Below are 13,147 nucleotides of genomic sequence, written 5' to 3' on the forward strand. Positions count from 1 at the left end.
AGCAGGATTGAGTTTTTTTCAAAAACAGCTTCGAGCGGCAAGCGCCAAGCTACAAGTAAAAAGCACCGGACCCGCACCACGCTGCTTGCAGCTTAAAACTTGCCGCTTGCAGCTGCCCCTCACTCATAAATCATTTTCTTGGTCATGCCGCCGTCCACCACGAACTCCTGCCCCGTGACAAAACCGGCGTTGCGCGACAACAACCACGCCACCATCGCCGCCACGTCCTCCACCGTGCCTACCCTGCCCGCCGGGTGCTGAGCGTGATCGGCGTCGGTGAGCGGCTGCGCACGACGTTGTGACGGATCTCGCGCATCGATCCAGCCAGGGCTGACAGCATTGACCCGGATCTCCGGCCCGAGGCTGATCGCCAGGGCGTGAGTCAGGGCCAGCAGGCCGCCCTTGCTTGCCGCATAGGCCTCTGTGTCCGGCTCCGATTGTGCTGCGCGGGTCGAGGCCAGGTTGACGATGGCGCCGTTGTGGGCACGCAGGTACGGAGCACAGTGCTTGGCCAGCAGCATCGGCCCACCCAGGTTCACCGCCAGGACCCGGTTCCAATAGGCAAGATCGAGGCTTTCCAAGGTGATGTTGTGCGGGTCGGCGATAGCGGCGTTGCATACCAGCGCATCGAGGCGTCCGAACTGCCCGAGCACCTCGGCGATACCTGTGGCGACCTGCCCTTCGTCCGCCACGTCCATGGCAATGAACCAGGCGTTGTCGCCCAACGCCTTCGCCACTTTGGAACCGCGCTCGCGATCCAGATCGGTCAATACGACCTGCCAGCCTTCACAGATCAACCAGGCGGCAATACCGAGGCCGATGCCCCGCGCGGCGCCCGTAACCAATGCAACCCGGCCATGAGTACCGCTCGGCGGCGTTGCCAGCTCAATCACAAGGCCGCCAACCCGCGAGCCAGGTCGGCTTGCAAATCCGCCACATCTTCGAGGCCGACCGCCACGCGGATCAGGCTGTCACGAATACCCGCCGATTCACGCTCCTGGGGGGACAGGCGACCGTGGGACGTGGTGCTCGGATGGGTAATGGTGGTCTTGCTGTCACCCAGGTTGGCGGTGATGGAAATCAATCGGGTCGCGTCGATGAAGCGCCAGGCGCCCTCCTTGCCCCCCTTGACCTCGAAGCTCACCACTGCGCCAAAACCACGCTGCTGACGCAAGGCCAGTTCATGCTGCGGATGGCTCTTGAGGCCGGCGTAATGCACTTTCTCGATGCCCTCCTGCTGCTCCAGCCACTCGGCCAAGGCCTGGGCATTGGCGCAATGGGCCTTCATCCGCAGGCCGAGGGTTTCCAAGCCTTTCAGGAAGACCCAGGCGTTGAACGGGCTGAGGGTCGGCCCGGCGGTGCGCAGGAAGCCCACGACCTCTTTCATCTGCTCGCCACGACCGGCGACGACACCGCCCATGCAACGGCCCTGGCCGTCGATGAACTTGGTCGCCGAATGCACCACCACGTCCGCGCCCAGCTTCAGCGGTTGTTGCAGCGCTGGCGTGCAGAAGCAGTTGTCGACCACCAGCATGGAGCCCTTGGCATGGGCGATTTCCGCCAGTGCGGCGATGTCCACCAGCTCAGCCAGGGGATTGGAAGGCGATTCGACGAAGAGCAGCTTGGTATTGGCCTTGATGGCAGCGTCCCAAGCGGATAGGTCCGCCAAGGGTACGTAATCGACTTCCACGCCGAAACGCTTGAAGTATTTTTCGAACAGGCTGATGGTCGAACCGAAGACGCTGCGCGACACCAGCACATGGTCGCCGGCGCTGCACAGGCTCATCACCACGGCCATGACCGCGGCCATGCCAGTGGCGGTGGCAACCGCTTGCTCGGCGCCTTCCAGGGCGGCGATACGTTCCTCGAAAGCCCGCACGGTGGGGTTGGTATAACGCGAATAGACGTTACCCGGCACTTCACCAGCAAAGCGCGCAGCCGCATCGGCAGCGGTGCGGAATACGTAGCTGGAGGTAAAGAACATCGGATCGCCATGTTCGGCTTCCGGTGTACGGTGCTGGCCCGCGCGAACCGCCAGGGTATCGAACGCTACGCCGTCAAGGTCGCTGTCCAGCCGACCGGCATCCCAATCCTGACTCATGCTGCCACTCCTTTATTCGGTTGAACGCAAACCGGCCCCTCAGGGCCGGTTGGGTGTCACTTAGTTGTTGTACAGATCGATGATCGCGCTGACCGCCTGAGTCTTGGCCTTGGACGCGTCGTTACGCGCGTTCTCGATCCGGTTCAGGTAGGCCTCGTCGATGTCGCCGGTGACGTACTTGCCGTCGAATACCGCGCAATCGAACTGCTCGATCTTGATCTTGCCGCCACCCACCGCTTCGATGAGGTCAGGCAAGTCCTGGTAGATCAGCCAGTCGGCGCCGATCAGGTCGGCCACTTCCTGGGTCGTGCGGTTATGAGCGATCAGCTCATGGGCACTCGGCATGTCGATGCCGTAGACGTTCGGGTAGCGCACGGCCGGGGCCGCCGAGCAGAAGTAGACGTTCTTGGCGCCAGCTTCGCGGGCCATCTGGATGATCTGCTTGCAAGTGGTGCCGCGCACGATGGAGTCGTCCACCAGCATCACGTTCTTGCCGCGGAATTCCAGCTCGATGGCATTGAGTTTCTGGCGTACGGATTTCTTCCGTGCGGCCTGGCCCGGCATGATGAAGGTACGGCCGATGTAGCGGTTCTTCACGAAGCCTTCGCGGAACTTCACGCCCAGGTGGTTCGCCAGTTCCAGGGCCGCGGTGCGGCTGGTGTCCGGGATCGGGATGACCACGTCGATATCATGGTCCGGGCGCTCGCGCAGGATCTTGTCGGCCAGCTTCTCGCCCATGCGCAGGCGCGCCTTGTAGACCGAGATACCGTCGATGATCGAGTCCGGGCGCGCCAGGTAGACGTGCTCGAAGATGCACGGGGTCAGGCTCGGGTTGGTCGCGCACTGGCGGGTGTACAGCTTGCCGTCTTCAGTGATGTAGACCGCTTCGCCCGGAGCCAGGTCGCGAATCAGGGTGAAACCGAGCACGTCCAGGGACACGCTCTCGGAGGCGATCATGTACTCGACGCCTTCGTCGGTGTGACGTTGGCCGAACACGATCGGACGAATACCGTGCGGATCGCGGAAGCCGACGATGCCGTAGCCGGTGATCATCGCCACCACCGAGTAGCCACCCACGCAACGGTTGTGCACGTCGGTCACGGCAGCGAACACGTCTTCTTCGGTCGGCTGCAGCTTGCCGCGCTGGGCCAGCTCGTGGGCGAAGACGTTGAGCATCACTTCCGAGTCGGAACTGGTGTTGACGTGGCGCAAGTCAGATTCGTAGATCTCCTTGGCCAGTTGCTCGACGTTGGTCAGGTTGCCGTTGTGTGCCAAGGTGATGCCGTACGGCGAGTTGACGTAGAACGGCTGGGCTTCGGCCGAAGTCGAGCTGCCCGCTGTCGGATAGCGCACATGGCCGATGCCCATGTGGCCGACCAGGCGCTGCATGTGACGCTGATGGAACACGTCACGCACCAGGCCGTTGTCCTTGCGCAGGAATAACCGGCCGTCATGGCTGGTCACGATACCGGCAGCGTCCTGGCCGCGGTGCTGGAGCACGGTTAGCGCGTCATACAGCGCCTGATTGACGTTCGACTTACCGACGATACCGACGATGCCACACATGCGACGCAACCCCTACTTAATGGATCTGAACTGAACAACACTCACTGCGGCGTTTTGGCCGTCGGCAAGAGGTGTTCCTTGAACGGTATTTCAGCGGGTACGCTGATACCGCTGGCAAGCCACTGACTGCTCCAACCCAGGATCAGGTTCTTGGACCAGTCTGCGACCAATAGAAATTGTGGCACGAGCCGGGACTCCTGCCACCACGTATCCTGCTGTACCGGCCCCAGGCTCAACAGCCCGACGGCGACGACCACCAGCAACGCGCCACGCGCCGCGCCGAAGGCCATGCCCAGGAACCGGTCCGTCCCGGAAAGCCCGGTGACGCGAATCAGTTCGCCGATCAGATAATTGATCATTGCGCCCACCAGCAAGGTGGCGATAAACAAGATGGCACAGCCCGCGATCACGCGGGCCGACGGTGTTTCGATGTATCCGGCGAGGTACTGGGACAACGAGCCACCAAACATCCAGGCTACGACTCCCGCAATGATCCAGGTCAGCAGCGAGAGCGCTTCCTTGACGAAGCCGCGACTCAGACTGATCAAAGCGGAGATGGCGACGATTGCAACGATCGCCCAGTCAACCCAGGTAAATGGCACGGTGCAGCCTACAGACGGATAAGGCGGCGCATTTTAGCAGAGCGCAGGGCTGTCGGTAAGCTGCGTGATTCAAATCAGCCAAATGGCGGTCAACCGCGCTCTGGCTGGAAGCGCACCACAAAGCCCTTGAGGTTCTGCTGGCGATTGAGCAGGTCGCGCAGGCGGTCGGCCTCGGCACGCTCGATCAACGGACCGACAAAGACCCGATTCTTGCCATCGGCAGAACGGATGTAGGCGTTGTAGCCCTGGCTGCGCAGGTTTTTCTGCAGTTTTTCGGCGCTGTCACGACTGGTCAGGCTGGCCAGTTGCACCGACCAACTGACCGACAGGCCATTGGCATCCACACGGCTTTGCGTGGTGTCCGGCTTGGGGGCTGCGGTGATCGGCTGGGTCGGGGCTGGCTTGATAGCGGGTGCCGCCGGAACAGGCGTTGGCGCGACGGCTGGCTTGCTCGGCACAGTCGGAGCGGGCGCGACAGGCGCTGTTGGCGCAGCAGGTTCCTGGGCGAGTTCTTCATCGCTCGGCACCGGCTCCTGAGGCAGCGCCTGGGGCTCGGGAACCGCGACCTGCTCAACCTGCACAGGCGGCACCGAAGGCGCCTGCGGGGCGGCCGGCGCATCAACCGTGACCTGGCGCTGCTCGTCCTGACGGGAAAACAGCATCGGCAGGAAGATCACCGCCAGGGCCACCAATACCAGGGCCCCGACCATGCGCTGCTTGTACGCCTTATCCAGCAATGCCATCTGCAGCTTCCTCCGTGGAGCGCCGGGCCAGCCATTGCAGGGCCTCGGCAACGCAAAAAAATGAGCCGAACAACAGGATCTCGTCATCGGGTGTCGCCAGGGCACACTGCCCTTCCAGGGCGGCGGCGACGCTGCCATAAGCATCCACCGAAGCGCCACGACGCTGCAAGGCTGCCTGCAACTCTCTGGCCGGACGCGAACGCGGTGATTCCAGCGGCGCCACGGCCCAGTGCTGGACACTAGCATTCAACGCGTCGACAACGCCATCCAGGTCCTTGTCCGATAGCAGCCCGAACACCGCCAGGCGCTTACCTGTCACCGGACGGCGCGCCAGGCGTTCCGCCAGATACAGCGCCGCGTGGGGGTTGTGGCCGACATCCAGCAACAGGTTCAGGCGCTTGCCTTGCCAATCGAACGAGCGGCGATCAAGACGACCGACGACGCGAGTCGCCTGCAACGCCTGGACAATCTGCCCGGACTCCCAGGGCAAGCCCAGCAATAGGTAGGCCTGGAGTGCCAGCGCGGCGTTCTCCATCGGCAAGTCCAGCAGCGGCAGGTCATGCAGCTCCACCGGGTTGCCCTTGGCATCGCTGCCACGCCATTGCCAGTGCTGCTCGGTCATGGCCAGGTCGAAGTCCCGCCCACGCAGAAAGAACGGGCAACTCAGCTCGCGAACTTTATCCAGCAACGGTTGCGGCGGATCGAGATCGCCGCAGAGTGCCGGCGCACCCTGGCGAAAGATGCCGGCCTTCTCGAAAGCCACGGATTCACGGGTGTCGCCCAGGTAATCGGCGTGATCCACGCCGATACTGGTGACCAGGGCGATGTCCGCGTCCACGAGATTGACCGTATCCAGACGCCCACCCAGGCCAACTTCGAGCACGACGGCATCCAGGCCGGCACGGGCGAACAGCCAGAACGCCGCCAGGGTGCCCATTTCGAAATAGGTCAGGGAAGTCTCGCCTCGCCCGGCTTCCACCGCCGCGAAGGCTTCGCACAGCTGCGCGTCGGAGGCTTCGATGCCGTTGACCTGCACCCGCTCGTTGTAGCGCAGCAGGTGCGGCGAACTGTAGACACCGACATTCAACCCCTGGGCCCGCAGCAGCGAGGCCAGGAAGGCGCAGGTCGAACCCTTGCCGTTGGTGCCGGTGACGGTGATGACCCGAGGCGCCGGCTTGGCCAGTCCCATGCGGGACGCTACCGCTTGCGAGCGCTCCAACCCCATGTCGATGGCCGATGGATGCAACTGCTCGAGGTAGGCAAGCCATTCGCCCAGGGTACGTTGGGTCATAGGCCTGCAGGCACCGGCGGAACCACCATCGGTTCGATCGGCGTGGCGACGAACTTGGGCGTCGGCAGGCCCATCAACTGCGCCAGCAGGTTACCCAGGCGCGGACGCAGTTCCTGACGATGAATGATCATGTCGATGGCGCCGTGTTCAAGCAGGAATTCGCTGCGCTGGAAACCTTCCGGCAGCTTTTCACGCACGGTCTGTTCGATTACGCGAGGGCCGGCAAAGCCGATCAGGGCTTTCGGCTCGCCGACGATCACGTCGCCGAGCATCGCCAGGCTGGCGGAAACACCGCCGTAGACCGGGTCGGTCAGCACCGAGATGAACGGGATGCCTTCTTCGCGCAGACGCGCCAGCACCGCGGAGGTCTTGGCCATTTGCATCAGCGAGATCAGGGCTTCCTGCATCCGCGCGCCACCGGAGGCGGCGAAGCAGATCATCGGGCAACGGTTTTCCAGGGCGTAGTTGGCGGCGCGAACGAAGCGCTCGCCGACGATGGCGCCCATGGAACCGCCCATGAAGGAAAATTCGAAGGCCGAAACCACCACCGGCATGCCCAGCAGGGTGCCGCTCATGGACACCAGGGCGTCTTTCTCGCCGGTCTGCTTCTGGGCCGCGGTCAGGCGATCCTTGTACTTCTTGCCGTCGCGGAACTTCAGGCGGTCCACGGGCTCCAGGTCAGCGCCCAGCTCCACGCGACCTTCGGCGTCCAGGAAAATATCGATACGGGCACGCGCGCCGATGCGCATGTGGTGATTGCACTTGGGGCAAACGTCCAGGGTCTTTTCCAGCTCAGGGCGGTACAGCACCGCTTCGCAGGAAGGACATTTGTGCCACAGACCTTCAGGCACCGAGCTTTTCTTTACCTCGGAACGCATGATCGAAGGGATCAGTTTGTCTACCAACCAGTTGCTCATGCTTTCTTTCTCCAGTACCGGCGGCCCGAACGCTCTGGTTCGCGGCCCCGCGTATGCCCTTGAGCTTAAATTCATTGTGCGGCGAGGATCGAGGAACCACCGCGGTCAGCGCGAAACATGACCTGCGCCCAGCTCCACCATCCCTGCCATTCCCGACAACCGCTGCACCGCGATTGCCACTACGCTATCGGCCCACCCGGAGGCGGCGCCTGCCTGCTTTGTACAGTGCAGGTATGGACGGCGGCAGTCTGCCAGCCGTCACATTGACGATTGGCTGCTGCGCACAGCCGCCATGAACGCCCGGATCTTCGCCGGGTCCTTGATGCCCCTGGCCTGTTCCACCCCGCCGCTGACGTCCACCGCATAAGGGCGAACCCGCACAATGGCCTCACCGACGTTGTCCGCCGTCAGGCCACCGGCCAGGATGATCGGCTTGCTCAAGCCCTGCGGTACCAGCGACCAGTCGAAGGCTTCGCCAGTCCCACCCGGAACCCCTTCCACATACGTGTCCAGCAAGATACCGCTGGCACTGGCGAAGGCTGCACAACTGGCCGCGATGTCATCGCCCGCCTTGACCCGCAACGCCTTGATGTACGGCCGATGCCAGCCTTCACAGTCAGCCGAGGCCTCGTCACCGTGGAACTGCAAGAGACCCAACGGCACCGCATCGAGGATTTCCCCCAGTTCGCAACGGCTGGCATTGACGAACAGTCCCACCGGGGTCACGAACGGCGGCAGAGCCTGGATGATCGCCCTCGCCTGCTGCACCGTCACCGCCCGCGGGCTCTTGGCGTAGAACACCAGCCCGATGGCGTCCGCACCGGCCTCGACCGCCGCCAGCGCGTCTTCGACCCGGGTGATTCCGCAAATCTTGCTGCGAACGACCGGCATGGTGGCTAAAACCTCAGGCAAATCCGTGAAAGTCCCGGATGGTAACAAATGCAACGAAGGGCGTCAGCCGTCGAGTTCCGAGAAGCCCGTGAGGAAATGTGGCCCGATGTAACGCTCCGGCAGCTCAAACTCGTCACGGTATTCGACCTGCACCAGGTACAGGCCGAAGGGGTGCGCCGTCACGCCACCGGAACGGCGAATGCGACTGTCGAGCACTTCCTTGACCCATTCCACCGGCCGCTCGCCGGCGCCGATGGTCATCAGCACGCCGGCAATGTTGCGCACCATGTGGTGCAGGAACGCGCTGGCGCGGATGTCGAGCACGATCATCTTGCCGTGACGGGTCACGCGCAGGTGATGCAACTCCTTGATCGGCGACTTGGCCTGGCATTGGCCGGCACGGAAGGCACTGAAGTCATGCACACCCACCAGGTATTGCGCAGCCTCGGCCATGCGCTCGACGTCCAGCGGACGGTGATTCCAGGTGATTTCCTCGTTCAGGTGCGCCGGGCGAATCTGATCGTTGTAGATGACGTAGCGATAACGCCGGGCGATGGCCTTGAAGCGCGCATGGAAATGCGCCGGCATCACCTTCGCCCAGCTGACGCTGACATCGTGCGGCAGGTTGATGTTCGCGCCCATGACCCAGGCCTTCATCGAGCGCTCGACCTGGGTGTCGAAATGCACCACCTGGCCGCAAGCGTGCACACCGGCATCGGTGCGTCCGGCGCAATGCAGCGACACGGGCGAATCGGCGACTTTGGACAGCGCATTCTCGAGGGTTTCCTGCACCGTCAGGACACCGGAGGCCTGACGCTGCCAGCCGCGATAGCGAGAGCCTTTGTATTCAACGCCCAAGGCGATTCGAAAAAAGCCGTCGGCCGCCATTTCGGCGGCCGGGTTGTCTATGTTTGCCAAGGAATTACAGCCTGCTGAGGTACGCAAAGGCGGGCATTATAAAGCGGGTGCGGCGGGATGCCAGTGCAACCGTGATCCGGGTTGGAACGACGGGCCCTTGTGGCGAGGGAGCTTGCTCCCGCTGGCTGCGCAGCAGCCCCTCCCTTGGTGCGCCGGCTATTTTTGCGAGCGCTGCGCACTCGAGCGGGAGCAAGCTCCCTCGCCACTACAGCCGCGTGAACTGCCTGCAAACAAAAACGGCAGCCTCACCGGCTGCCGTTTTTAGTTACCGCCGACTCACGCCAGTCGCGACAACATCTCCTTCGCTTCGCTCTGCTGGGTCGCATCGCCCTCACTGAGGACTTCGCCAAGGATATCCCGCGCACCATCGTTGTCGCCCATGTCGATATAGGCCTGGGCCAGATCGAGCTTGGTCGCCACTTCGTCGGTGCCGCTGAGGAAATCGAAGTCCGGCTCGTCGTCGGCGGTCGCCAGGGCATCTTCAGCCGTGAAGGTTGGCTGGGCCAGACTGTCGGAGAGCCGGTCCAGCTCGGCGTTGACGTCGTCCAGCTCGGATTCGAAGGCATCCTTCGGCTGCTCATGAGCATCCATCTCGTCGGCCAGGGACAGATCGAAATCCGCCGGCAGCTCAAGATCGTCCGACGGCGTATCGTCCAGGAGCGGCGTTTGCTCTGCTGGAACGTCCAGCCCCTTGAGGTCGTCATCCAGGTCCAACAGGAAATCTTCATCGGCCAAGGCCGGTGCCGGAGCATCGGCGCCGAGGTCCAGATCGAATTCCGGCAGATCGTCCAGGCTTTCATTGGCTTGGGTCTGCTGCTTGAGCACCGATTCGAAACTCAGGTCGTCGTCTTCCGGAAACGCGTCCAGCTCGGCCAGCGGCTCGGGTGCCGGGGCGGTCGGAGTTGTGTCTAGGTCATCCAGGCTCAGGTCGAAGGCGCTGTCGAGTTCTTCATCGGTTGCCGGCTTGTCTTCCAGCAGGTCCTTGACGTACTGCGCGTCCAGCTCAGCGGCCACAGCCGCTGCTGCCAGGCCTGCCGAGGCGGCGACGACCATGGCCGGGAAACGGCTCTTGAGCTGTTCCACCTGGGCATAGTTCTCGCCATTGGCGACCAATTGGCGCTCCTGGGCGATGAACGCATCGCGGTCGCCCTGCTGGCCGTAGACTTCCATCAGTTTCAAACGCAGGTCGCTGCGCTGAGGCTCGGCCTTGATGCCTTGCTCAAGCAGGTCAGCCGCCTGGTTCAAGCGACCACGATCGATGTGGGACTGTGCCTGGGGCAACACATCGTCGGAGCGGTCGGCGGCCGGGGCCACCAGCGGCGCGGCGATCGGTGGCGTGACGACGACGGGCGCGACCACCGGGGCTGGCTTCGGTGCCGGTGCCGGTACTGGCTTGGGTTCGAGTTTTACGCTGGGGGATGGAACCTCAATGCCCTCGAAGCTGCTCGGGGGCAGATCGAGCTCCGGGGAGAAGTCGGCCTCCTCCTCGAGGGCTCGGGCCATACGCACATGTTTCTCGGCTTCCTGCTGGGCCTTGCGGCGACGCGCAAGCAGCAATAGCAGCAGCAACAGGACCAACGCACCGCCACCAATCAACCCCAGCAGGATCGGATTGGTCAGCAGGTCATTGTATTTTTTCTCATCGGAAGCCGCCGGCGTCGGCTCGACCGGCGTGGCCGGTGGGGTCGCTTCAGGAGCCGCCTCGGGAGTCGCTGCTGGCGCGGTTGCCGGTGCTTGTGCCGACGGTGCGGGCGTCAGTTCTGCCGACATCGCCGGGGTCGATCCGCCCGCGGGCGGGACAGCGGCGCCTTCGGCCTGCATCTTGGCCAGTTGATTGTTCTTCAGTTCGATCAGGCGCTGCAGCTTATCCAACTGGCTCTGCAAATCCGCCATGCGGCTTTTCAGTTCTTCGTTGTCGCGACGAGCCGAATCGAGGCTTTCCTGGGTCACGGCAAGCTTGTTGCTCAGTGCCTGGGCATCGCCGGCAGCCCCTTTGCCCTTGCCGCCGGCCTTCGCCGACTCGGCGGAAACCAGGCTCAGGTTATCGCGACCGGCGGCCTGTGCCGGCGCGCCTTCCTTGCCGCCACGCTTGGTGGCATCCAACTGTTGCCGGCCGTTACCCGCCACGCCTCGACGGCCCTGGCGCCAAGCGGCATTCTGGGCCGCCACTTCGGCGATCGCCTGGGGTTGCGGCAGCGCCGTGCTCTGCACCGGATCGGGCAGGCGCAATACCTGGCCGGTCTTGAGCAGGTTGATGTTGCCATTGATGAAGGCGTTCGGGTTCAACGCCTGGATCGCCAGCATGGTCTGCTGGACCGACCCACCGTTGCGTACCTTGGCGGCGATTTCCCACAGGGTGTCGCGCGGCGTGGTGGTGTATTGGGACGGCTTGGTCGCGCCAGTGACTGGCGTGGCAACCACTTGGGAAGGCTTCGCCCGGGCGGCATCGGCGGCCTGCGGCGAGAATTTGGACGGATCGAGCAGTACGCTGTAGTCGCGCAGCAAGCGGCCGTTGGGCCACATCACCTGCACGAGGAACTTGACCATCGGCTCGGACACCGGCCGGCTGGACGTGACGCGCAGGACGCTCTTGCCGTTGGCGTTGATCACCGGGGTGAAGCTCAAGTCGTTGAGAAAGGCTTGGCGATCAATGCCCGCCTTGGCGAATTCTTCGGGTGGAGCCAGGCTCGGCACCACTTCGGCAGCGGTCAATTGCTGGACATCGAGCAGTTCGATTTCGGCCACCAGAGGCTGGTTCGGCGGCGATTTCAGGGTCAACTCCCCGAGCCCGAGCGCATGCGCCATACCGGAGGACAGCGCCGAGGCGGCCGCTATTGCTAACACCAGTTTGCGAACTTGAACCATAGCCTCTTCCTTTGTTTGAACATTCCTCGGCCAGCGAGAAGGTGTTGATGCCGCTGCCGTAAGGCATTGCGCGCAGCCCCGAAGCGACGGTGCGCGCGATCGTTTCACTCATGCCCGGGAAAGCGTCCCCGGGAGGGAGGTTCGCCTTCAGCACTCTGGCCAAGCATAGCGCCCAGCTAGAATCATTCGACAAATTGTTGCCAAGTATCTTTTACAGCAGGTCTTTTATCAACAACTCAGCCACCTGCACCGCATTGAGTGCCGCGCCCTTGCGCACGTTATCTGACGTCAGCCACATATTTAGTTCCGCCGGATCGTCGATACCGCCGCGCACGCGACCGATGTAGACCACATCCTGCCCTACCGCATCGCCTACCGGGGTCGGGTAATCCCCCGCCTCCACCAGTTCGATACCAGGCGCCGCCTCCAGGGCCGCGTTGACCTTAGCCAAGTCAACAGGACCGGCAGACTCTACGGTCACGCTAAAGCTATCGCCAAAAAACACTGGGGCTTGAATGCAAGTGACGGAAATCTTTAACAAAGGTTGCTCCAGCACTTGGCGCAACTCACTCACCAGGCGTCTTTCAAGCTGGGTATGGCCCTGCTCATCGGGAGTGCCCACCTGGGCCAACAGATTGAATGCCATCTGCCGATCGAAGAATTTCGGCTCGAGCGGACGAGCATTGAGCAACTCGGCGGTCTGGCGCGCCAGCTCGCTCACAGCTACACGGCCCTGGGCGGACACGGCGAGGCTGGCGGTCAGGCTCACGCGCTGTATATCCAGGCATTGGCGCAGCGGTGCCAAGGCAACGGCCAGGACCGTGGCCGAGGGGCTGGGGCTGCTGACCTGAAACGGTTTGGACAGGTTGGCCAGCACCTGCGGGTTGGCCTCCGGCACGATCTGCGGCGCCTGGTCGGCTGGCAGCGCACCGGACAGGTCGATCAGCGCGCAACCGGCGGCGGTGGCTCGCGGGGCGAAGCTCAGGGTCACTGCCGGCCCCGCCGCGAAAAACACCAGTTGGACTTTGCTGAAATCGAACTCATCGACCTCGCGCACCCGCACGTTTTTGCCACGGAACATCACCGAGCTGCCCGCCGATTCGCTGCTGGCCAGCAGGTGCAGGTTGCCTATGGGGAAGTTGCGTTCTTCGAGAATCTGGACGAGGGTTTCGCCGACAGTACCGGTGGCGCCGATCACGGCAATATCAAAGGACTGGCTCATGGGTCTACCTCAGGTAAAACGTGGGGAGCGG

11 protein-coding genes are annotated in these 13,147 nt (G+C 63.2%); all 11 read right to left on the reverse strand.

Going from position 1 to position 13,147, the window contains the following annotated elements; translation table 11 throughout:
* Positions 1-119: 119 nt before the first annotated feature.
* Positions 120-893 (reverse strand): SDR family oxidoreductase, encoded by a 774-nt coding sequence (locus tag KSS97_RS19770; RefSeq protein ID WP_217859967.1) that lies wholly within the window; start codon positions 891-893, stop codon positions 120-122.
* The gene (locus KSS97_RS19775; RefSeq protein ID WP_217859968.1) at positions 890-2,101 is read right to left on the reverse strand and encodes an O-succinylhomoserine sulfhydrylase; all 1,212 of its coding nucleotides are present in this window, start codon (positions 2,099-2,101) and stop codon (positions 890-892) included. The genes KSS97_RS19770 and KSS97_RS19775 overlap by 4 nt, the downstream gene beginning before the upstream one ends.
* Before the next feature lie 60 nt (positions 2,102-2,161).
* Positions 2,162-3,667, reverse strand: coding sequence for an amidophosphoribosyltransferase (gene purF, locus KSS97_RS19780; protein WP_030142021.1), 1,506 nt, complete (start codon positions 3,665-3,667; stop codon positions 2,162-2,164).
* Between the two features lie 41 nt (positions 3,668-3,708).
* A complete protein-coding gene (locus KSS97_RS19785) occupies positions 3,709-4,269 on the reverse strand; it encodes a CvpA family protein (protein ID WP_030142022.1) in 561 nt (186 codons plus the stop codon).
* Positions 4,270-4,358: 89 nt separating this feature from the next.
* Positions 4,359-5,012 carry an SPOR domain-containing protein gene (locus KSS97_RS19790; protein ID WP_198795939.1) on the reverse strand — a complete coding sequence of 218 codons (654 nt, stop codon included), beginning with the start codon at positions 5,010-5,012 and terminating at the stop codon, positions 4,359-4,361.
* Positions 4,996-6,303, reverse strand: a complete 1,308-nt coding sequence (gene folC, locus KSS97_RS19795; protein ID WP_217859969.1) for a bifunctional tetrahydrofolate synthase/dihydrofolate synthase — start codon at positions 6,301-6,303, stop codon at positions 4,996-4,998. The genes KSS97_RS19790 and folC overlap by 17 nt, the downstream gene beginning before the upstream one ends.
* Positions 6,300-7,220: an acetyl-CoA carboxylase, carboxyltransferase subunit beta gene (gene accD, locus KSS97_RS19800; RefSeq protein WP_198795937.1), complete on the reverse strand. Its 921-nt coding sequence runs from the start codon at positions 7,218-7,220 to the stop codon at positions 6,300-6,302. Before accD ends, folC begins: the two co-directional genes overlap by 4 nt.
* A 258-nt stretch (positions 7,221-7,478) precedes the next feature.
* Entirely contained in the window at positions 7,479-8,111 is a 633-nt protein-coding gene (locus tag KSS97_RS19805; RefSeq protein ID WP_217859970.1) for a phosphoribosylanthranilate isomerase, read from the reverse strand.
* Positions 8,112-8,174: 63 nt separating this feature from the next.
* Positions 8,175-8,999 carry a tRNA pseudouridine(38-40) synthase TruA gene (gene truA / locus KSS97_RS19810; RefSeq protein ID WP_030142027.1) on the reverse strand — a complete coding sequence of 275 codons (825 nt, stop codon included), beginning with the start codon at positions 8,997-8,999 and terminating at the stop codon, positions 8,175-8,177.
* A 306-nt stretch (positions 9,000-9,305) separates the two neighbouring features.
* Positions 9,306-11,894: a FimV/HubP family polar landmark protein gene (locus KSS97_RS19815; RefSeq protein WP_217859971.1), complete on the reverse strand. Its 2,589-nt coding sequence runs from the start codon at positions 11,892-11,894 to the stop codon at positions 9,306-9,308.
* A 211-nt stretch (positions 11,895-12,105) separates the two neighbouring features.
* The gene (locus KSS97_RS19820) at positions 12,106-13,116 is read right to left on the reverse strand and encodes an aspartate-semialdehyde dehydrogenase (RefSeq protein ID WP_217859972.1); all 1,011 of its coding nucleotides are present in this window, start codon (positions 13,114-13,116) and stop codon (positions 12,106-12,108) included.
* Positions 13,117-13,147: the final 31 nt, after the last annotated feature.

Source organism: Pseudomonas alvandae, from assembly GCF_019141525.1.
GTDB lineage: Bacteria > Pseudomonadota > Gammaproteobacteria > Pseudomonadales > Pseudomonadaceae > Aquipseudomonas > Aquipseudomonas alvandae.

Bases quoted from the DNA above. Each gene is read 5' to 3' on its own strand.
- KSS97_RS19815 (WP_217859971.1), bottom strand. From the start codon at position 11,894: ATGGTTCAAGTTCGCAAACTGGTGTTAGCAATAGCGGCCGCCTCGGCG.
- folC (WP_217859969.1), bottom strand. From the start codon at position 6,303: ATGACCCAACGTACCCTGGGCGAATGGCTTGCCTACCTCGAGCAGTTG.
- KSS97_RS19820 (WP_217859972.1), bottom strand. From the start codon at position 13,116: ATGAGCCAGTCCTTTGATATTGCCGTGATCGGCGCCACCGGTACTGTC.
- KSS97_RS19775 (WP_217859968.1), bottom strand. From the start codon at position 2,101: ATGAGTCAGGATTGGGATGCCGGTCGGCTGGACAGCGACCTTGACGGC.
- truA (WP_030142027.1), bottom strand. From the start codon at position 8,999: ATGGCGGCCGACGGCTTTTTTCGAATCGCCTTGGGCGTTGAATACAAA.
- KSS97_RS19790 (WP_198795939.1), bottom strand. From the start codon at position 5,012: ATGGCATTGCTGGATAAGGCGTACAAGCAGCGCATGGTCGGGGCCCTG.
- KSS97_RS19805 (WP_217859970.1), bottom strand. From the start codon at position 8,111: ATGCCGGTCGTTCGCAGCAAGATTTGCGGAATCACCCGGGTCGAAGAC.
- purF (WP_030142021.1), bottom strand. From the start codon at position 3,667: ATGTGTGGCATCGTCGGTATCGTCGGTAAGTCGAACGTCAATCAGGCG.
- accD (WP_198795937.1), bottom strand. From the start codon at position 7,220: ATGAGCAACTGGTTGGTAGACAAACTGATCCCTTCGATCATGCGTTCC.